At 36.2% G+C, this 22729-nt stretch carries 19 protein-coding genes; all 19 read left to right on the top strand.

Features of this window, described 5'->3' with window-relative positions; genetic code table 11:
• Positions 1-151 precede the first annotated feature (151 nt).
• Entirely contained in the window at positions 152-1318 is a 1167-nt protein-coding gene (locus tag ACFVSH_RS09045; RefSeq protein WP_387705684.1) for an acyl-CoA dehydrogenase family protein, read from the top strand.
• 183 nt (positions 1319-1501) lie between these two features.
• Positions 1502-2542, top strand: a complete 1041-nt coding sequence (locus tag ACFVSH_RS09040) for a Gfo/Idh/MocA family protein (protein WP_387705682.1) — start codon at positions 1502-1504, stop codon at positions 2540-2542.
• A 69-nt stretch (positions 2543-2611) separates the two neighbouring features.
• A complete protein-coding gene (locus ACFVSH_RS09035; protein WP_387705680.1) occupies positions 2612-3670 on the top strand; it encodes a zinc-dependent alcohol dehydrogenase in 1059 nt (352 codons plus the stop codon).
• 53 nt (positions 3671-3723) lie between these two features.
• The gene (locus tag ACFVSH_RS09030) at positions 3724-4098 is read left to right on the top strand and encodes a cupin domain-containing protein (protein WP_387705678.1); all 375 of its coding nucleotides are present in this window, start codon (positions 3724-3726) and stop codon (positions 4096-4098) included.
• Between the two features lie 125 nt (positions 4099-4223).
• The gene (locus ACFVSH_RS09025) at positions 4224-5393 is read left to right on the top strand and encodes a dihydrodipicolinate synthase family protein (protein WP_387705676.1); all 1170 of its coding nucleotides are present in this window, start codon (positions 4224-4226) and stop codon (positions 5391-5393) included.
• Between the two features lie 80 nt (positions 5394-5473).
• Positions 5474-5683: an aspartyl-phosphate phosphatase Spo0E family protein gene (locus ACFVSH_RS09020; protein WP_387705674.1), complete on the top strand. Its 210-nt coding sequence runs from the start codon at positions 5474-5476 to the stop codon at positions 5681-5683.
• Positions 5684-5751: 68 nt separating this feature from the next.
• A complete protein-coding gene (locus tag ACFVSH_RS09015) occupies positions 5752-7371 on the top strand; it encodes a sodium:solute symporter family protein (protein ID WP_387705672.1) in 1620 nt (539 codons plus the stop codon).
• Positions 7372-7385: 14 nt separating this feature from the next.
• Entirely contained in the window at positions 7386-7637 is a 252-nt protein-coding gene (locus ACFVSH_RS09010; protein ID WP_387705670.1) for a hypothetical protein, read from the top strand.
• Positions 7638-7906: 269 nt separating this feature from the next.
• Positions 7907-9121 carry a CaiB/BaiF CoA transferase family protein gene (locus tag ACFVSH_RS09005; RefSeq protein WP_387705668.1) on the top strand — a complete coding sequence of 405 codons (1215 nt, stop codon included), beginning with the start codon at positions 7907-7909 and terminating at the stop codon, positions 9119-9121.
• 670 nt (positions 9122-9791) lie between these two features.
• Positions 9792-10874, top strand: a complete 1083-nt coding sequence (locus tag ACFVSH_RS09000; RefSeq protein ID WP_387705666.1) for a CdaR family transcriptional regulator — start codon at positions 9792-9794, stop codon at positions 10872-10874.
• A 113-nt stretch (positions 10875-10987) separates the two neighbouring features.
• Positions 10988-12154: a glycerate kinase gene (locus ACFVSH_RS08995; protein ID WP_387705664.1), complete on the top strand. Its 1167-nt coding sequence runs from the start codon at positions 10988-10990 to the stop codon at positions 12152-12154.
• Positions 12155-12214: 60 nt separating this feature from the next.
• Positions 12215-13252: a type I glyceraldehyde-3-phosphate dehydrogenase gene (gene gap, locus ACFVSH_RS08990; RefSeq protein WP_387705662.1), complete on the top strand. Its 1038-nt coding sequence runs from the start codon at positions 12215-12217 to the stop codon at positions 13250-13252.
• A 436-nt stretch (positions 13253-13688) separates the two neighbouring features.
• Complete coding sequence (locus ACFVSH_RS08985) at positions 13689-14513, top strand: aldo/keto reductase (protein WP_387705660.1); 825 nt, start codon at positions 13689-13691, stop codon at positions 14511-14513.
• Positions 14514-15060: 547 nt separating this feature from the next.
• Entirely contained in the window at positions 15061-16623 is a 1563-nt protein-coding gene (locus ACFVSH_RS08980) for an acyl CoA:acetate/3-ketoacid CoA transferase (RefSeq protein WP_387705658.1), read from the top strand.
• Positions 16624-16963: 340 nt separating this feature from the next.
• Positions 16964-18478, top strand: coding sequence for a sugar ABC transporter ATP-binding protein (locus ACFVSH_RS08975; RefSeq protein WP_387705656.1), 1515 nt, complete (start codon positions 16964-16966; stop codon positions 18476-18478).
• Positions 18478-19488: an ABC transporter permease gene (locus ACFVSH_RS08970; protein WP_387705654.1), complete on the top strand. Its 1011-nt coding sequence runs from the start codon at positions 18478-18480 to the stop codon at positions 19486-19488. The genes ACFVSH_RS08975 and ACFVSH_RS08970 overlap by 1 nt, the downstream gene beginning before the upstream one ends.
• 80 nt (positions 19489-19568) lie before the next feature.
• A complete protein-coding gene (locus tag ACFVSH_RS08965; RefSeq protein WP_387705652.1) occupies positions 19569-20711 on the top strand; it encodes a sugar ABC transporter substrate-binding protein in 1143 nt (380 codons plus the stop codon).
• A 453-nt stretch (positions 20712-21164) separates the two neighbouring features.
• Positions 21165-22343, top strand: coding sequence for an iron-containing alcohol dehydrogenase (locus ACFVSH_RS08960; RefSeq protein WP_387705650.1), 1179 nt, complete (start codon positions 21165-21167; stop codon positions 22341-22343).
• A 128-nt stretch (positions 22344-22471) separates the two neighbouring features.
• Positions 22472-22729: transposase (locus ACFVSH_RS08955; protein WP_387705648.1), on the top strand; the 258-nt coding region annotated here is incomplete at its 3' end.

Genomic DNA, 22729 nt, shown 5'->3' with positions numbered 1-22729 from the left:
GAAATGGATTCGTAGGTTAATTGAACACTGAACTATCGGAGAGCAGGATTAAGAATAAAAAGTGGTATTTTGGAATGCGCTTACAATAATGGTGTAGTGAATGTAAATATTAATTAAAGCTATTAATTATTCTATTAAAGAGGTGCTTAAAATGGATTTTCAATTAACAGATTCTATGAAAGAAATTCGTCAATTAGTAAAAACGTTCGCAACAGAAGTGGTAGCCCCAAGAGTCAAAGAAATTGAAGAAAAAGATGAATTCTTTCCGGACGTTGTTCAAAAAGCTGGAGAACTTGGAATATTAGGCATGGAACTACCTGAAGAAGAAGGGGGAATTAATAGTGGTACTTTGGCCGCTGTCATGAGCAATGAGGAGATTGCAAAAGTGAGTGCAGCAGTATGCAATGTAATTGGTGCTGTTCGACTCCATCTTGCTTTAATTCATCAATTCGGAACAGAAAAGCAGAAATCTCATTGGTTACCGGCATTGAGTAGTGGCAAGAAAATTGGATCATTTTCTATTACAGAACCGGGAGCAGGTTCAGATGCAGCAAATATTAAGACAACAGCGGTAAAGGAAGGGAATAACTGGATTTTGAATGGTGGAAAATCTTTTATTACTCTAGGGCCTGTTGCAGATATGACAGTTGTTTTGACTGTAACTGATAAATCAAAAGGGGTGCATGGATTAACTTGTTTCATCGTAGAAAAAGGTATGCCTGGTTTCTTAGCTGGCCCAAAAGATTATATGATGGGGCAGCATGGTGTTCCAGTTAGTCAGTTATTCTTCGATAATTGTGTTGTACCAGAAGAAAACATGCTAGGTGAAGAAGGGCAAGGGTTTAAAGTTATGATGGCAGGATTGGATGGAACTCGATTAGATATTGCTGCTTTATCTTTGGGTCTTTCACAAGCAGCGTTTGAAGCTGCGGCAGCTTATGCTGCAAACAGACAGCAATTTGGGCAGCCGATTGGACACTTTCAAGGTGTAGGATTTATGCTTGCTGAAATGGAGACTGAAATCGATGCAGGACGTCTTTTACTCTACCGTGCTGCACATCTTAGGGATGTAGGGTTGCCTTTTACAAAACAATCTTCTATGGCTAAATATTTCTGCTCTGATAATGCGATGCGCCACACAACTAATGCTGTCCAAATCTTTGGTGGTTATGGGTACAGTAAGGAGTATCCAGTTGAAAGATTTATGAGAGATGCGAAGATATGTCAGATTTACGACGGTACTTCTCAGATTCATCGAATGATCATTAGCCGTAGTATTATGAAGGAATATAAAGAGAAAGCAGTTGTAATGAGTTAAAAAACAAATAGATATATGGATCAAATAGATGATAGATACTATAAATATAAAAGATACCGGTTTACTAAATTTAAAAAATATATAGATTTTTTACCGAAAAATATAAGAGGTACCGTTTTCCTAATAGTTTTTAAATTAATACCATAACATGAAGGCAAATATTGAACAAATGAGGGAGATATAATGTCGAAAATTACAAATATTGGGGTAATAGGCTGTGGCACAATCTCAAGAGCACATTTTGAAGCTATACAAGCTAATGATTGTATGAAACTAGTAGGAGTAGCAGACCATGAATTTACAAAAGCTGAGTTTGTAGCTAAGCAATATGGGTGCAAAGCATACAGTAACAATCTGGAGCTAATTTGCGATCCCGAAATACAAGTTGTAGTTTTACTGACACCACCGGGTTACCATCATGATTTAATCAAATTATGTGCTTTACACAAAAAGCATATTTTGGCAGAAAAGCCGATTGGTATAAGTATAGAAAGTATTGATTCTTACATTGGTTTGTGCAAAGAAAACGGAGTACTGTTATCCGTTATATCCCAACACCGCTTTGATCCAGCGACTATTTTTGCAAGGAAAAAAATTAAAGAGGGTAATTTTGGGAAAATAATTGGTGCCAATTGCGTTGTAAATTGGTACCGAGATGATGCTTACTATGATTCATGGCGAGGATCTAAACAACTAGCAGGAGGAGGAGTACTTGCCATTCAAGCCATCCATACCATCGATCTTATGCTTTGGCTAATGGGAGAGGTAGAATCAGTGAAGGCCTATACGGACCGAACTTCTCATCAAGACATTGATGTTGAGGATACGGCAATGGCTTGCTTAAAATTCAAAAATGGTAGTTTAGGAGTTATTAGTGCAACTACAAGTGCTTATCCTGGTTACCCAGCAAGATTAGATATTCTAGGAACTGATGGGTCGTTAACCATTGAAGGTGATCAAGTAGTATTTTACCATTCAAGGCTGGATAACCATGAGAATATCTTGATTACGGACAAAGGAGAGACGGTAGCTGATCCGGGCCAAGTTTCTGCTGAGTCAATTGGGGCACAATATCAAGATTTTCTTGAAGCCCTTGAACAAGGATACAAACCAGCTGTGACAAGTGAGGAAGCAAGAAAGGCATTTCAACTTTTAGATGCAATATATAGATCTTCCGAAACTGGTGAGGAGATAAAATTGCATGAGTTGATAAAGGGAATATAGGGAGATTCTGCTAATGGCAGAGACATCATTCCTATTCAATATTCTAATTGAACTTAGGGTGGAACAAATATGGGAGATGAGAGTGTGAACAAAATGAAAGCTGCGGTTGTAGTTGCTCCGCATTCAATTAAAATGACTGAAGTGCCAATTCCAACCCCGGCTGAAAATGAAGTGCTAGTTCAGGTTAAATATGCAGGAATATGTGGCACAGACTTGAAAATCTACGATGGCAGTATCCCCTATATAAAAGAAGGTCTGTTATCTTTTCCTACCATTCCGGGTCATGAATGGTCTGGAGAAGTGGTAGGAGTAGGTGAAAGAGTCAGCAAGGTAAAGATTGGAGATCGTATCACAGGAGAATGTCATATCGGATGCGGTGTATGCAATTTTTGTTTAGATGGAAGAAATAATTTATGTCCCGATCGCATTAGAGTGGGAATCATTAGGAAAGCGGGTGCGTTTGCAGAATACTTGACCATACCTGAACGAGGAGCTCACCTCCTTCCCTCTTCCATGTCCTATCAAGAAGGGGCTTTAGTAGAACCACTTACCGTTGCGCTTTATTCGCTAGGTAAGATTGAGAATATAACGGGTGCAAGTGTTCTTATCTTTGGCCTTGGCCCTATTGGTTTACTAGTATGTCAACTAGCAAGAAGCATGGGAGCTACAACTATTATTGGGGTAGATACGAATCCTGACCGACTACGTGAGGGAATTATCGGGGGATGTGATGATGTCACTTCGCTAACTGGGCAGGATTTAAGAAATTATGTATTCGACAAGACTGAAGGGAAAGGCGTCAATGTTGTAATTGAAGCTGCAGGTATACCAAAATTACTCGCCCTGTCTATTGAATTGGCTAGCCTGGGTGGACAAATTTCTCTTTTAGGATTATATCACCAGAATGCAGAAGTGGCTACTTCCCAAATTATTGCAAAGGAGTTAAGAATTTACGGTAATATGGCAAGCGCAAGAGTTTGGGAACGTGCTATCAATCTAATTGCAACTAAAAGGATTAAATTGGACTCAATAACTAATCATATTCTGCCTTTCAAAAAGATTCAAGAAGCAATGAATCTGGCTTATAACAAGGAGAGCAAGGTCACCAAGATTACGATAGAGTTTTAGGCCTAGTGTATGTGATATATGATTATACAATTTATAAAAGGAGAGTAAATAACATGCATTTAATCAAGTTAGAAGATATTGAAGGCGAAATTTTTCCGGCAGGTCGTCATTCAAAAATTCTTGTAGGAAAGGGAAAGTTGAAAGCAGAGCATTTTGTTACGGGTCACTCAGATATTTTCCCTGAAGGAAAAATTCCGTTGCACTCACATTCAAATGAAGAGATTTACATTATCTTATCAGGAAAAGGCGTCATAACCGTTGGGAAAGAAACTAAAGATGTAGAAGGGTTCAGTGTAGTATATATTCCGCCGAATATTGAGCACAGTCTTGTAAATATAGGAGAAGAAAACTTAACTATTCTCTATGTATATGCTCCCGCCGGTATCGTTGATCATTGGGAACAAGAACGCACAGGGCAGTTGAAGTAAAACCGCAGATAGTTAGGTATCAAAAATAAAAGGAGTATGATACTGATAGAGAAAATATTAGCCTGTTTTACCTGAACAAAATTATTATTTGTGGAAGATTAAGGATAAAAATTGAGGGGGCAATTATGACTAAGTTAATATTACCGGATGAAAATGGACAAGTTTATAGTTATCAAACGGGTGAGCCTAAATTTTACCCAAGGCCAACTAGCCCATTAAAGAGTCGGATAGTATATTCAGCTGCACACGTGGTATGTAACCCATTTGCCGATATTAGCCCTATGGAAGAGGTGTCAATTGATTGGGAAGGCACCCTTAATTATCGTCGATATCTTTGGTCACTTGGTTTAGGGGTAGCAGAAGCTATGGATACTGCACAACGTGGAATGGGTCTTGATTGGAATAACACCAAAGAACTAATTGGTCGTTCTCTTCAAGAAGCAAAGTCAGTTGGAGGAAGTATTGTTTGTGGAGCAGGAACAGATCAACTTCCACTTATTTCCGGTATCACACTAGCGCAAGTAAAGGATGCATACTTAGAGCAGTGTGAGTTTATCGAAAAATATGGTGGGACGGTTATCTTAATGGCAAGTCGAGCTCTTGCCGCATGTGCAACTAGCCCAGAGGACTATTACGAAGTTTATAATGATATTTTAAAGCAAGTTAAAGAACCAGTAATTCTTCATTGGTTAGGAGAAGCTTTTGACCCATCGCTTTCAGGCTATTGGGGCTATAAGGATCTAGACAAGGCGATGGGAGTTTGTTTGAACGTGATTTGTGACAATAAAGAAAAGGTCGATGGAATTAAAATATCTCTTCTTGATACTCAGCGTGAAATCGAAATGCGCCGGCTTCTCCCTGAAGGAGTCAAGATGTATACAGGAGACGATTTTAACTATCCGGAATTAATCCAAGGGGATAAATATGGATATAGTCATGCATTATTAGGTATCTTTGATGCTATTGCTCCTGCAGCATCAGCCGCAATTCAAGCTCTGGATAAAGACAATATAAAAGAGTATAGAGATATTTTGGATAGTACATTGCCTTTAGCTCGCCACATCTTCCAAACACCTACTTACTATTACAAGACCGGTGTTGTGTTCTTAGCCTATTTAAACGGACATCAACAACATTTTCGTATGCTATCGGGACTGGAGAGTGCAAGATCTGTGCCACACCTAGCAAAATTGTTTGTTCTTGCAGATCAAGCAGGGGTGTTAATTGACCCTGAACTTGCCGTACATCGTATGAAATCTGTTCTTAATACTGCAGGAGTGTCGAGCTCTAAATGAGGTTTCCTCTCGAGCGGAACGAACGTTTTAACTGTTTCAGTTTATAAATATGTTAAGGGTAGGAAAGTAGGGATGAGTTATTGGTTTTAAAGAATGTACTAGATTTAATAAAAAGTATAGAAGAATGCCGCCAAGATATGTACAAATTAACAAAGAATAGATCCTTTTCTGATCCGGAGGTAGTAAACATTAGTCAACAATTGGACGTAAGGATAACAAAGTTACAAAAGATTATCTACGAACTTCGCTCTTTACCAAAAGAAAAAACTGTAATTCTTGTTCACAAATAAGGTCGAGTTATCAACTCTAGCAGAATGCATGAGAGCGCATCCAGCATTAAAAGAAAGGGACGATATATATGGAAAGAGCTTTGCTTCAACCCCAATTTATTGACTATCTTATCATTTGTATATACTTTGTTTTTGTTATTCTTGTCGGATACGCATTAAAAAGTAAGATGAAAACAGGTGATGACTTTTTCTTATCAGGTCGTTCTATTCCAGGGTGGATTACTGCAGTAGCATTTGTATCAGCTAACTTAGGAGCACTTGAAATTTTAGGAATGGTGTCTAGTGGATACCAGTATGGAGTTATGACTATACACTACTATTGGACAGCTGCCATCCCAGCTATGATTTTCCTTGGGATTTATATGATGCCTTTCTATTATGGGTCTCGCTCTCGTTCAGTACCTGAGTATTTAAAGCTTCGCTACAATGAAGCGACTAGAGGCTTTAATGCTATTTCCTTCGCTGTAATGACCATTTTGATGTCTGGAGTCAACCTTTATGCAATGGGCATAGTGTTAAAAGTATTACTAGGTTGGTCCATGACCACGAGTATTATCGTTGCTGCTCTTATAGTATTGGTTTATGTTGGACTCGGGGGGCTAACATCTTCTATATATAATGAAGTTATTCAATTCTTTCTAATTTGGATAGGTCTCCTACCTGTGGCTATTCTTGCTTTAGGTGATGTAGGTGGTTGGGCCGAACTTGTAAACCGAATTCCAGAGAATTTCCGCCATTTATGGGCAGACACGGGAAGTGGGGATGTAAACGCAATGAATGTAGAATGGCTAGGCGTTGTCTTAGGGCTTGGCTTTGTTTTGGGATTTGGCTACTGGACTACAGATTTTCTAGTAATACAAAGGGCGTTGGCGGCAAAAGACATGGCAGCTGCTCAAAACACATCTATTATTGGTTCATTTTTTAAACTCTTTGCTCCTATTATAACTATTATTCCTGGAATCGCAGCCATTTTGCTCCTCCCTAATCTTGGACCCGAAAGCCCCAATGGATCTTTCGATATGGCATTACCGTTGTTAATTGCTAATTATTACCCTACAGGTTTATTAGGTTTAGGTATTACAGCACTTCTAGCTTCCTTTATGTCTGGTATGGCTGGGAATGTAACCGCTTTTACAACCGTTTGGACCTATGATATTTATCAGGCCTATTTTAAAAAAAATGCCTCAGACTCTCATTATCTAAATATGGGGCGCATTTCTACAGCAGCTGGAGTTATTATCAGTATAGGTGCAGCTTATATAGTCATGGGCTTCCCAAGCATGATGGACTATATTCAAACTCTTTTTGGAATCTTTAACGCACCTATTTTCGCAATATTCATACTAGGGATGTTTTGGAAGAGAGCAACAGGGTGGGGGGGATTTTTTGGTGTTGTGACAGGGACTATTACAGCACTTATACTGTATTATACAGTGCCTTATGATTATTTTGGCAGTGCAGCCGCAGGGAACTTTTGGAGAGCATGGTGGGCCTTCTTTGTTGCCTTTGTAGTAGAAGTGGTAATAAGTCTAATGACAAAGCCAAAACAAACAGATGAACTTGATGGGCTAGTATATGGAATTACGAAAAAAGTAGACCATTCCCTATTACCTTGGTATCGTAAGCCAGCTTTATTGGCAACGCTGTCAGTCACGCTCTTTATTATAATGAATATCCTATTCTTTTAAAAGGAGGAAGAATAATGCAAAGATTTGCTGACTTGAATTTTACGATGAGTATGGTTTTTAGTATTTTGGGTGCCATTATTATGGTTTACGGTATTGTATCTCCACCGACTTTGTCTTCGTTAAAAGGTTTGAATATCAACCTCTGGTGGGGAACACTAACAGTGGTGTTTGGTTTGGTTTTTGGAGTTATCTATCAAATAAGTAAGAAAAAGGATGCAAAGAAAGAAGTGAAAGAAGTGTCTCAAAGAAAACAGGAAACAGTATAATGTCATTTTTAGCAGGTAATGTGCTTCAATCTTCCAAGTTGATATGAAAAACATTCGTAAGGATCCTCATTACATTTATGGAACGTAGTGGGGTTATATCCCATCTTTGTTACATCGAGCTATTAATCTACTGTGTGCATGAACGTAAAAAATAGATTTCAGAGTGATTGATATAGGAATTAATATTTAATGAAATGTTTTGAATAACCGATGGTTAAACTAATTTTTTCTAATTTTTTGAAAATAAATAATATTTGGGGGATGAAAATATGTTGCATAACGTCAAAGTTTTAAGTTTTACGCATTTCTTACAGGGACCGTCTGCTGTTCAATTTTTAGCTGACATGGGAGCAGATGTTATCAAAATAGAGTCGCCTAAAGGGGCTTATGAACGACATTGGTCAGGAGTTAACGCTTTCTTAAATGAAGAAAGTGTATTTTATTTACTGGCTGGTAGAAATCAACGTAGTTTAAGTCTCGATATTCGTACGGATGAAGGTAAGGAAATCGTTTATAACATGATACGTGATACAGATGTAATTGTGGAAAACTTTCGCCCTGGTGTTATGGAGCGTTTAGGATTTGGATATGAAGATGTATTAAAAATAAATCCTTCTATTATATATGCTTCGTTCTCAGGCTTTGGTTCTACCGGTCCTTATCGAGATCGTCCAGGACAAGATCTCCTCCTTCAAGCGATGAGTGGATTAGCAAGTTTGAATGGACGGAAAGATCAACCTCCAACATTAGTTGGTAGTGCAATTATTGATCAACATGCAGCCGTGCTAGGAGCATTAGGTATAGTTGGAGCACTTTTTGAACGCCAAATTACCGGGAATGGCAAAAAAGTCGAAAGTAATCTATTGAATGCTGCGTTAGACTTGCAAATTGAGCCGTTCAATTACTATTTAAATGGCTTTAACCTATATGATCGGAGTGAGTCGGGAATATCATCAAGATTTCACCAAGCACCTTATGGGATCTTTGAAACCCAAAACGGTTACATTTGTTTGTCCTTAACTCCAACAGTTAAGTTAGCTAGTGTGTTTGATGATGAAAAGTTTTTGGAGTGGACCAAGAATGATCAGTTTGAAAAACGAGAAGAAATTAACGCGAGAACAGTTCAGCATCTAAAGAAAAATACAACAGAATATTGGTATGAATTATTCAAAGCAAACGAAATATGGTGTTCATTTGTTAATGATTATGAGCAAGTTGAATCAGATCCACAAGTTGAATGGAATAAATGTATCCTAAGCTTTGACCATCCTACAGCAGGCAAAGTAAGATTACTATCACATCCAGTCCAATATAATGGTGAGACCTTAGAGTTACGAAAATCACCTCCAAAACTTGGTGAACATACAGAAGAAATTTTGAAAGATTTGGGTTATGATCAAGAAACAATTAAAGAATATAGTCAAAAAGGGTTCATACGAACTATTAACAACATGAGTTCTAAAAATGCAAACCACTCAAAATGATAGTTAATAACTTTTTCGGATTAACTTAAGATATGAGACTGATCATATAAATAAAGATAACATTAAAAATAAGAACCAATACCATACAAATTAATTTATTTTATCTCGGTTTTATATGCCTAAATAGTGTATTAGCAGAAACTTATCACTTTCTTGTGAATTTAGAGAACTTTGGAAGTGTGGTTACTTCATCAAACATTAAAATTTTAAGGGTGTCAAATTTTGGAATTTAAGACCAGTTTAAATTCATAGAATGTTCTGCTTTGTATATTGCACTTTAATATTGGTAGCATTTATCGGATGTAATGGCAAAGATTTAAAAGGGCTGATGCCGACGTTAAGGTTATCTCACTCTCATAATAGGATCATCCTATACATAAAGCTTTGATTCAGCTAACTAATGTTCGGGAAGAACAATTCCTAAGTGCATGGGAGATAACCTGTAGTATCTGCTTCACTAGAACGTTTTGTGCACTAACCCCCCCCTGATGGTATTATGGAGGAATAAAAAAATGCTCAGGTTAAGCTTTTATTTAAATAAAAACTAGGCGTTGAAAGCCATATGAAAGCAATAAAGTTTTCTTGTTTTTTTGCACCATAACTAAAACCATCACTACCTCAATGGGTAAGATAAAAAAAGGTAAATCTATAGAAAAGGATATAAACCATAATGAAAGAAAATTTCAAGATTAGCCGCTTTTTAGCCCAAATGATTGTAGATGCAGCAAAAGAAGTTATTGGAAAAGACATCAACTTTATACAATTAGATGGAAAAATTATTGCGAGTACTGATCGAAACCGAATTGACTCTTTTCATGAAGCTGCCTTCCAAGTACAAGAAAAGGGGAGTATAATAGAAGTTTTTGAAAATCACGGATTCACTGGCACAAAAAAGGGCATTAACTATCCTGTTATGATTAATCAACAACTGCTTGGTATCATCGGTATTTCCGGTGATCCTGAGAAGTGTAAATCGTTGGGGTTTTTACTCACAAAGATTACGGAAGTATTGATTAAAGAACAAATGATAGCAGGAAAAGCTCATTCTCTAGATGAACTTCGTTCCTCTGTGGTTCGCATGCTTATTTTCGAAAACGAAAAAATGAATGATTTTATGAGTGAACACTTAAATCAACTTCAATATAAGCTAGAAGAGAAAGCATTTGTATGTATCCTTCATATACACGGGTTGAAGGCATCTTCTCTTCCTGTTAATCTGTGTGATATCTTACTAAACCAGGGAATCAAACTCTTCTGTTATTTATTCCCAAACCAATATGCCATCATTGTAAATGGGTCACAATATAAAACTACCATACAAACATTCAAAACTTATTTCCAATCCATGCGCACTGACTGTTCTATCGGTATTGGTAGTGTTGGCGTTTTAGAAGAACTCGAAATGTCCTATAAACACGCAAAACATGCCTTAAAATATGCACTTTCAAAGCATGTACTTATGTGCGAATATGCGAACCTTGACCTAGAAATGATTATGGGACATATAGATCCTCATATAAGAAGTGACTTTGCAACGAAACTAGTCGGCAAGCTTTCAGAAGAGGAAATAACAGTGTTGCATACCTATTATAAATATAATCTTTCTTTAAAAAAGACAGCTGAGGATTTATTTATCCATAAAAACACTCTACAATATCGTCTTGAGAAAATTGCCGAAAAAACAAAGGTTAATCCGAAATGCTTTCATGACTCTGTTAAGCTTCATATTGCACTTTTACTTCAAACTCTTTAGTTTGAAGTTTTTTTGTTACCAAAAACAAAATACCGTTTAAATATTTGTCACATAGCCTGTTACATCCTCATGTTTACTTTATCTATAATAAGGTAATAAAGGGGGGCAAAAAAATGAAGGTTTTAATTGCGATCGATTCATTTAAAGGAAGCATTTCTTCTATAGACGGTAGCAAAGCCATTTCTTTAGGAATAGAAGATGTCTATCATGATGCCGAAATTGTAACCTTTCCTCTAGCAGATGGGGGCGAAGGTACTGTGGAAGCCTTGGTCCAGGCAACTGACGGGTTATTGATTAATAAAAAAGTAACAGGACCGTTAAATGAAAAAGTAGATGCTGTATATGGTGTTTTAGGGGATGGAAAAACAGCGGTTATTGAAGTTGCAGCGGCATGTGGTTTGCCACTGGTTGCTTCTAACAAACGCAATCCATCTGTTACCACTACATATGGTGTTGGCGAACTTATATATGATGCGATAGAAAAAGGGTATCATGATTTTGTCATTGGACTTGGTGGAAGTGCTACGAATGATGCTGGTGTTGGAATGCTTCAAGCACTAGGCTTTAGCTTCTTAGATCAACACAATGAAGAAGTAGGGCTGGGAGGGAAAGAACTGCAAAGAATTCGTGAAATTGACGTAACCCAAGCACATCCCAAGTTGAAGGATTGCACGTTCAAAATGGCATGTGATGTGAAAAATATTCTTTACGGGCCAACTGGGGCTACTTTCGTGTTTGGTCCTCAAAAAGGAGCAACGGTAGAAATGATAAAAGAGCTCGATAAAGGGCTTGAAAACTTTGCACAGGTTGTTCTGAATGAGCTAGATACGGATATTCATAACCTAATTGGTGCAGGAGCAGCAGGTGGTCTTGGAGCTGCATTTGCAGGATTCTTACAGGCCCATCTCCATTCTGGAGTTCAGTTAATTTTAGATTTAATTAGAATGGAAGAAAAAATTCAAGGTGTCGATTTTGTTATTACAGGTGAAGGAAAGTTAGATGGACAGACATCAATGGGAAAGACTCCTTTAGGTGTAGCAAAATTAGCACATAATCACCAGATTCCAGTCATAGCACTAGCAGGCGGTATAGCAGAGGAGCCATCTACTTTAAATCAACTCGGTATAACTTCTTGCTTCTCTATTCTGAATGCACCCATGTCCATTGAACAAGCAATGGATTCAAAAGTTACTTTTGACAATTTACGATTAACTACTAATCAGTTATTTCGATTGATTCAGGCGGTCCATATAAACAAATCGTTACTTCAACTGAAGTGATGATTTTAATAAATAATTACATCATGAAAGTGAGGGTTAGAGATGAAAGGAGAAATCAAGATGAAAAGAAGAATTGGCATTAGTGGTACGGGCAGAATCGGTAGGATGTTGATTAGGAAAATGTTATCTAGTAAACATAATCAACTTAAGTTAGAAGTAATTAATTCCACTTATCCTGTAGAAACAGTAGTTCATTTATTAAAATACGATACCGTGCACGGAACCTGGAACGCAGATATTTCCATCCAAGATGGAAGTCTTTTAATTAACGGAGACCTCATACAAGTTGTATCTCAACGTGAACCAGAGAACATTCCATGGGGACGAATGAATGTAGATATAGTCATCGATGCTACCGGAAAATTCAATGAACGCCAAGGAGCACAAAAACATATAGCAGCAGGGGCTTCTACTGTAATTATTACAGCACCTGGAAAACAGATGGATTTAACGGTGGTTATGGGAGTGAATGATCATCTGTTGGATCTTTCAAAGCACACTATTTTATCAGCAGCTTCCTGTACGACTAACTGTGTTGCCCCAATTTTAAGTATATTAGACCAAGCTTTTCAAGTTAAAAGGGGATGGGTGACCACGGTTCACTCCTTTACTTCAGATCAAAAACATATAGATAACCCGCATATAGATTTACGTAGAGCCCGAGCTTGTACTCAATCTATCATCCCGACTACAACAGGAGCGGGGAAGGCACTTGCAGATGTTCTTCCGCATCTCGCTCCTTATATTGAGGGAATATCGATTCGTGTTCCTACCCAAGATGTTTCTTTAATCGATCTCACTGTTCAAGTGGCACGTGAGGTATCACTGTGTGAAGTGAAATCAGTATTTCATACCGCAGCAAATAAAAGTCTCTCCCATTATATCAACTATATAGAAGAGCCCTTAGTATCAGCAGATTTTATAGGGTGTGATAAGTCGGCAGTTGTAGATGGACTTTCAATCATGGCAGTGGAGAATCAAATTAAAATATTAGCCTGGTATGACAACGAATGGGCGTATGCTTGTAGAGTGATTGAATTGGCACAAGCAGTAAACGAAAGGATGGGGAAAACATGGAAGACTTCGTTTACTCTTTAGCATTGGGCACCAAGGGAAGTAAAAACTCATTTCAATTCAATTTATAGTTTATTTTAGTGAATATTCTGAATTATCATTGACAAAAAAATATCGGTGAATTAAACTAAAAAATAACAAATAGTAAACCGCTCTACTAACAGTTAGGTAAAATTCGGAAGAAAAAAATAAGTGTGTATGATTAATTCAAGAGCTAGTGTTACTTTTTCCAACAGGTTTTATAAGAAGAGTAATTTAGGTGGGAATTCTACCAAAGTTTTTTGCTTCAGCTTTTATGAATTTAAAATTTTTATTACAATGTGGCTATTATTTAGATCAAACCAATGAAGAAAGGAACGAACTAAGTCAATTATATTGAAGGAACTTGGTTTCCTGTCTGAAATAGTAAATATCTTAGGTTTCTAAATACAATAAATAGATGATAAAGGAGATATTATTAATGACAAAAAGTCTAAAAGATTGCACAACTTTATATAACGGGGTGAAGATGCCTTGGCTTGGTTTAGGAGTGTATAAAGCAGAACAAGGGCAAGAAGTGGTGAAGTCTGTAAAATCAGCTCTTAGTAATGGTTATCGTAGTATTGACACAGCAGCTTTTTATGAAAATGAGGAAGGAGTAGGGAGAGCAATAAAGGAATCTGATGTTGATCGTGAAGAGCTTTTCATAACGACAAAAGTTTGGAATTTAGACCAAGGATATGATTCTACTATAGCAGCATTTGAATTAAGTATGAGAAAGCTTGGTTTAGACTACTTAGATTTATATTTAATACATTGGCCAATTGATGGGAAATATAAGGAGACTTGGAAAGCTTTTGAAAAGTTATACAATGATGGTCGTGTTCGCGCTATCGGTGTTAGTAACTTCAACATTAACCATCTAGAGGATTTAATAGCTGATTCGGAAATAACACCGATGGTTAATCAAATAGAATATCACCCGTGTTTAATACAGTCAGAATTGCATGAGTACTGCAAGAGGCAAAGTATTCAGCTTGAGGCGTGGGCACCACTTATGAGAGGTGAGCTCTTAGATAACCAAACTCTTAGTGAAATCGGTATAAAGTATAATAAATCCATTACACAAGTGATTTTGCGATGGGATATTCAAAATGAAGTGGTGACGATTCCTAAGTCAACAAAAGAACATCGCATTATTGAGAATGCCAATATTTTTGATTTTGAGTTAACTCAAGAAGATATGAAAAAGATCAATTCTTTAAATGAAAATCGTGGTATTGCTGTTGATTTAAATAATTTGTGATAATAAATCAACAGATTTATCAATGGTTCAGAAATGAATAATTAGACGAAAATAATACCCAAGAACTCTTTTGCAAAAATATTAAAGAACTAAACTATTCCTCATGATTTCTCCAACTCAAACATCGCAATGCAGAAGCATGGAAGGCCTCAAATTTTTACATTGAACCTAGCATTTTCATACGGTTATGACAGAATTCGATTTATGATCCTATCTTTATTGGTGGTGATACCATTTCGGTTTCCCTTTAAAATTTCAGAATAAGAAGATAATAAAACAACATCTGATATCGAAATAACAAACTGCCTATATAGGGTAACGGTTTACTATTTTATGTAAGCGTTATCTCTAGTAGAATAGTATAAAAATATAAATGAAAATTGGCTCTGAAGAAATTGCAAATTATAGTGTAACTATTGTAATCCTGTTAAGGCAATTAACTTCAATATTATATTACATTACATCAATTTCAATCGGCTGATAGTTTAATGCTAGCTATTTCTTGAAGAGTATAGAGGTATGTATTTAGAAGAGAGGAATGAAACAGATGGTTAAATTGATTGATGTAGAAGACGCAGCATTTTTTTTAAAAGATCACCATACACTATGGATTGGCGGGTCAGGTGGTGGTCATGCTGTTCCAGAAGCACTTATTATCTCATTAGAAGAACGTTTCAATAAAACCGAGTCTCCTAAATCTTTGACTGTTATTCATGCTGTAGGTATCGGGGATTGGAAAGAAACTGGAGTTAATCGTTTAGCGAAGTCGAAACTAGTAAAAAGGTCAATTTGTGGAACGTTAAGTAATAGTCCTAAAATGGCTAATATGGCAATTAATGGAGAAATCGAAGCGTACACTCTACCTCAAGGTGTTCTCTCACAGTTAACGCGAGAAATGGCTGCTGGACGACCAGGATTAATTACTCATGTTGGTTTACATACTTTCATAGATCCCCGTATAGGTGGTGGAAGACAAGGAACAAAAAGGGGTCCTGATTTAATAAACTTAATAGAAATTGAAGGTCAAGAATGGCTCCATTACAAAAATTTTGATATTGATGTTGCCTTCATTAGAGCAACTACTGCTGATGAAAAAGGGAATTTGACGATGGAAAATGAAGCCGTATTTGGTGAGAATTTATCTATTGCACAGGCTACGAAACGTTCCGGAGGGATAGTAATTGCACAAGTAGAACGTTTAGCCCAAAATGGAACGATTTCAGGTAAAGATGTAAAAGTCCCTAGTATATTTGTAGATTATCTTATAGTAGATAAGGAACCGTGGCAAACATATACTACTAAATTTGATGCAAGTTATGCTGGTTTGATTAAAAAACCCATTAAAGATATACCAAAAATTCAATTAGATGTAAGAAAAGTCATTGCGCGAAGAGCAGCTATGGAACTTTTTCCTAATGCAGTTGTGAATTTAGGGTTTGGCATAGCTAATGGTATTTCCTCGGTAGCAGCAGAAGAAGAAATTTATAAGGATGTGACATTTACAGTAGAGCAAGGAATTATTGGAGGAGTACCTGCTTTAGGAAACGATGCTGGAGCTGGAGTGAATTTTGATGCGATTCTTGACCAGCCATACCAATTTGACTTTTATGATGGTGGAGGTCTTGATTTAGCTTTCATATCGTTTGCTGAAGTAGACCATACTGGGAATGTAAATGTAAGTAAATTTGGGGAACGCATTGTTGGACCAGGTGGTTTTATTAATATTACTCAGAATTCAAAAAAGGTATTTTTTCTAGGAACACTAACTGTTGGAGATTTCAAAGCAAAAATTGCAAACGGAGAGTTAAGTATCATACAAGAAGGAATAAAATGTAAATTCGTTAAAGATGTTGAGCAAATTACATGGTCAGGATCATTTGCCCTGAAAAGAAATCAAAAAGCATGTTACATAACAGAACGGGCTGTGTTTGATTTAACAACAGAAGGAATCATACTTAGAGAAATAGCACCAGGAATTAATATAGAGAAAGATATTCTTCAGCAAATTGACTTCCCGATCATTGTCCCGACAAATGTAAAATATATGGATTCACGTATATTTTCCCCCGATATTATGAGATTAAAACAGGAATTAAAAAAGAAGAAATAAAGAACAAATAAATCAATCAATGTGAGGAAAATAAAATGGATGATTTAAAAGGTAAGTAGCAATTGTGACTGTCGGTAGAAAGGGGTTAGATTTCTTTCCAAAAAATCATATTGCGGATACCAAGAATATTATAGCCAGAATAGTTTAATCTGTGAAGAAAATATCAATGCTCTACGAATTAAACGATTCATTAAACGAATAATTTTAAAAATAGCAACAAACAAAGAAACTCAGTTAACTAGCCTGGTTCATGTTTAACTTGAAGCATTTTGGTGGCGGTTGGGTGATAGATAATTAAGCATTGAAATGAAAGGGGTTACATTTAATAAGGAGGGTTATTATGGGCAATAATGTCAAGGAGAGGAATCAAAAAAAAATAGGTGAGATGAAATCTATTGTAAAGTCTTTTTCTGAAATTACTATTTTAAATGAAGTTAATCTTTCATTATATCAAGGTGAAGTAGTAGCTCTAATGGGTGAGAATGGAGCAGGGAAATCTACTTTGATGAAAGTACTTTGCGGAGTTCATAAACCTGATTCTGGGGAAATAATTATTAACGATAAAAATGTCAGAATTATAAATCCCAGAAAAGCACATGATCTTGGAGTAAGAATTGTCCATCAAGAATTGAGCCTTATTGATCATCTCACAGTAGCAGAGAACATCTTCCTTGGAAATGAACCTAGTACATGTGGAGTTATTGATCATAAAAAAATGAGAAGGCTTTCTCAAGAACTATTGGATAAGTATGGGTTTTGTTTGGATGTAAACCAGAAGGTTAAATCTCTGAGTATAGCAAATAAACAGTTGGTGGAAATTGCGAAAGCTACATTAGGAGATGCAAAGATTATTATATTAGATGAACCAACTTCTGCTTTAGCCCAAAATGAAATAAAACAGCTATTTGAGATAATAAATCTTTTAAAAGCTACTGGCGTATCAATTATATATATATCCCATAAACTAGATGAAATTATAGAAGTTTGTGAGCGGGTCGTTGTACTAAAGGATGGAAATAACTCAGGTGAATCTTTAATAAAGGATGTAACTGAAGAAAAGATCATTCAAATGATGGTTGGTAGAGAGGTGCAATATACGTATACGAAGCAAATTGATGATCATGCACCAGTTATTCTGGAAGTGGAAGGATTAGGAAATGATGTTATAGATAATGTTAATTTTTCATTGCGAAAAGGTGAAATTATTGGTGTTGCTGGGCTAATGGGGTCCGGTAGAACGCAACTACTTGAAACATTATTTGGTGTAAGGAGCGTTAAAAGAGGAACAATATCAATAGATGGTAAGCCTATAGAAAATTCCTCACCTTTACATGCTATAAAAAATAGGTTTGCTTTCGTTACAGAAGATAGGAAAAGGAACGGTTTAGTTTTGCAGCTTTCTGTAAAACAGAACAATACTTTACCGAGTTTGTCAAACTATGTGAAGAATTTTAGAATTAATGAAACCAAACGAACAAAAATTTCAGATAAAAATATTAAGGAATTTAACATTAAAGCCAGTAGTATAAATCAAAAAATAGATAGACTTAGTGGAGGTAATCAACAAAAGGTTGTCCTTTCAAAATGGGTAAATACTAATCCAAGAGTACTCCTTATTGATGAACCGACTCGTGGAGTTGATGTAGGAGCAAAGGCTGAAATTTATACTCAACTTAAGCATCTAACTTCTGATGGGTTATCAATTATAATGGTATCTTCTGAATTACCAGAGATTCTTGCAATGAGTGATAGGATTCTTATAATGAATTCTGGGAAAGTTGGAGGGATAATAGAACGTGCTGAAGCAACCGAAGAGGTAGTTATGAAATATGCAATTGAAGGAGTGGGGAATTGATGCTTAATAGTACGCCGGATGTTAATAAAACTCAAACAGGAGTTAATAGAATTAATAAGCAACCTCATTTCATCATTAGGAAATGGAATGAAATGGGTAATGCTAAGGGGTTAATTACCGCTCTTCTAACTTTAGTTGTTTTATTTTCATTTCAATCAGAGTACTTTCTAACTCAAAATAATATAATTTCAATCATTGATCAAATTACAGTCATAGGAATTATATCACTTGCTATGACGTTTGTAATCTTGTCTGGCGGAATTGATTTAAGTGTAGGTTCTATAGTAGCAATGAGTGGTGTTTTAATTGCTTATTTTATCAGTATTGGTATGGGGATGTATTCTGCTGCACTATTAGGTGTTATTATTTGTGCGATTTTTGGGGCTATAGCTGGGATACTCATTACCACATTTCACCTACAACCTTTTATAGTTACATTAGGAACTATGGGAATTGCTACCGGTATAGCTATGGTTTTATCTGAATCAAGCCCAATTCCAATAATTATAAATGGTTTTAATTTTATTGGGAGTGAAAAAATAGGGATTATCCCCATTCCAGTCATTATATTTTTTCTACTAATTGTTTTATCATTTTTCACCCTTAAAAAAACAAAATTTGGTGAATATACTTTTGCTATTGGTGGGAATGAGGAGGCTGTCCGTTTAGCGGGAGTATCTGTGAATTTCTACAAAATCCTTATATATTCAATATCGGGACTAGCGGCGGGTTTTACTGGATATATCATGGCATCAAAATTCACTTCGGGTGTGCCAACTATCGGGCAGGGGTATGAACTGGATGCAATAGCTGCAGTTGTAATTGGTGGGACTGCTTTATCAGGTGGAATTGGTGGAATTGGTGGTACATTAATCGGTGTAACAATTATGGGTGTCTTAAACAATGGTCTTAATCTCATGGGAGTATCTACTTATTGGCAATTTATTATTAAAGGGCTTTTAGTTATTGTTGCAGTCATGATTGATAGTTATTCAAAAAGAAAAGGGTAAAATATCTCTTTTGAAGAGAGTGATAGATAAATTGTTCTAAAAGTATATAAAAACTCTAAGAAAGGGAGGTAAAAATAAACATGAAAACGAAAGTTTTTTTTAGAAGTTCGTTAATTTTCTTGGTGATTTTTATGTTTTTAATGATTATCGGTTGTAGTCAAAATGAGTCTACCACTTCTGTAAATCCCGATAAACAAGCCACACTTGATTACCATGGACAAAAAATAACTACTCAAGAAGTATTTAAAATAGGAGAAATACCTGATGTTGGTATTGTGCATACAGAAAAAGGTGGTTATAAAATTGCATTAACTATTCCATCTCTTGAATTTAAAGTTTTTAAAATTATGAAAGATGCAATTGAAATTCAAGCACATTCTGATGGAAATGAATTAGAGTTTGTTAATGCGGAGGGTGATATAAATAAGCAGTTAGCAGCAGTAGATACTTTTATTACTCAAAAAGTAGATTTAGTCATATTCTGTGCAGTTGACCCTACTTCAGAAAGAATTGCATTAAATAAATTACGAGCAGCCGGTATTGATGTAGTGGCACTTGATCGTCCATTTGATGATGAAAATATACGAACTGTCGCAGGGTTCGATGAAGGGTCTGGTATTAATGCTGCGAAAGTAATCTCCGAAAAACTTGGTGGTCAAGGAAAGGTTGCTCAGGTTATTGGACAATTAGGTGTTCCACATACTTATGACAGTGAGAGAGGATTTGAGACAGAACTTAAAAATAATACAGGCCTCGAGCAAGTGGCCAAACAACCTGGAGATTATCAACGTGATAAATCATTTACAGTAACCAAAGACATTATAAGTGCTCATCCTAAGGGGAAATTAGATGCAATTTTTGCTCATAATGCAAATCAAGCCCTTGGGGTTATGGCAGCAGTTGAGGGAGCTGGACGTCTTCAAGATCCTATATATATTGTTGGTGGAGATCTGGAAGATGAAGCTATTAGTGCAATTGAACAGGGTAAGATGTTGGGTACTAATGATCGTAATCCAATGGCAATCGGGGCAACTGCTTACCAAATGAGTGCTGCGATTTTAAATGGAAATGAGGAAATACCTTATGCCGTTCTTATTCCACCTGTTATGTTTACTAAAGAAAATTTAGACCAGATAAATGAACCGTTCTATAAACTTGAAGTTAGTAAAAAACTCAAGTTTGAGACTTATAAAGATTTTGCACCAAGACTAAAAATTCATTAATAAATTACAATACTTAAATTTAAATTTCGAAAAGTATTAGGATACTCAAATGAATGTTTATGTATGTAGAAAAAGAATGGCGAGATGGATAATTTGGTATCATCCCAAATCTACTTATAAAGGTAGACCGTCAATTCAATATAGCTCAGGATATGGAAATCCTAAGACTTGTGTTTCCCTGCCAATCCATTTGATACAGATGAAGGTTGTTTAATGCTTCCTATATGGGCTGAGAGAGGGACTAGTAGGTTTACTTGAGGAAATAACGGTAGTAAAGAGTTTGCGATGAGATATGTTTTAAAAATGTATTAATAATGATTTCAGATTTTATAAATCTCGTTTATTAATAGACTTAAGCTAGGTTGAGATGAGGAACATCCTATCTCTATCTAGCAAGTGTTAAGAAATAATTACTTTGACTAAATTTAACTAATAAAAGGAGAGAATTAAAATATGAGTAATCATTTGTTCAGTATATTTATGGGTACTAAGTTAGTTTTCGGAAAAGATGTGGCTAAAAATGTTGGAGAAGAACTTGTCAAATTAGGATCAAAAAAAACCATGATTGTAACTGATAAAGGAATTATTAATGCGGGGCTATTAGAGGTAATTCTATCATCTATTACTACAAGTGAACTAGAATATGTTATTTATAATGAGGTTCCTTCAAACCCTCCAGCGGCAACGGTTGAAAAGGGAGTTAACGTTTTTAAGCAACACAATTGTGACTCTTTTGTTGCTGTAGGTGGCGGAAGTGCTATGGATGCTTGTAAAGCTATTAGTATAATGTCCGAAAATGATGGTCACGTTATTGATTATGATATTGGTGGGAGAACTTTTACAAAACAAGGGTCTCCAGTTATTACGATTCCTACAACATCTGGGACAGGAAGTGAAGTTACACAGTGGGCTGTTATTACAGATAAAAAAAGAAATTGGAAAGCGAGTATCGGAAGTCCTCTAATGGCACCGACAGTTTCTTTAGTTGATCCAATGTTAACAATTGGTTTACCTCCAGCCATAACTGCAGCTACTGGTGTAGATGCATTAACACATGCAATAGAAGCCTATACGACTAAAGCAGCGATTACTGGCAGTTCTCCTATTACTGATGCTCTTGCCCTAGAAGCTATTCGTTTAGTTGGAAATAGTCTACGGAAAGCGTATGCACAGGGTGATAACTATAAGGCAAGAGAAAATACAATGCTAGGTAGCACTATCGCAGGCATGGCTTTCCCGCAAATTGGTCTAGGAAGTACCCACGGATTGGCACATCCACTAGGTGGGTATTATGATGTCCCCCATGGTGTTGCAAATGCAATCCTTCTTCCGTATATCATGAATTTTAATCTATTAACTTGTCCAGAACGATTTGCAAACATTGCTAGGGTATTAGGTGAAAATATTGAAGGACTATCACCAATGGAAGCCGCAGAAAAGTCTGTTGTTGCTGTTAAAAAACTTGTTAAAGACGTCAATATTCCTACTCTAAAGTCCTTTGATGTCAATCCTGAGGACTTCACTCACTTGGCAGAAGATGCTATACAAGATCAAACGGCCAAAGATAATCCCCGAAGAACTACATTGCAAGATGCTATTAACTTATATAACCAAGCTTATAATGAAGAATGATTTAATAAGCATTTAATTACACACTGTAAATTATTAATGGAAAAATATAATCGAAGTGGAGTTAGTATAGTTTCATGGACACATTTTAGTTAAGTCCTTACAATGATTTTTGAGAGGATGTGTCCGTCTTGGAACGTAAGAATACAGGTAAAAAATATAATAATGAATTCAAGAAGACTATTGTAGATCTTTATCACTCGGGTAATTCAGTTAAAGAATTAAGCGGCGAATATGGCGTATCAGAAGTTACCATTTATAAATGGGTTAAAGAATTTACCCCTATCGGTTTAGGGGAAGAGTCTATGACTCCAAAGGAATTAGCTGCCATTCAGAAGGAAAACCTTCGGTTAAAGCAAGAAGTTGAAATCTTAAAAAAGGCTATGGCC

The sequence above is a fragment of the Peribacillus sp. NPDC058002 genome (assembly GCF_042886655.1).
In the GTDB taxonomy this organism is placed as follows: domain Bacteria; phylum Bacillota; class Bacilli; order Bacillales; family DSM-1321; genus Peribacillus; species Peribacillus aracenensis.
This window is presented reverse-complemented; position numbering and strand designations above follow the sequence as displayed.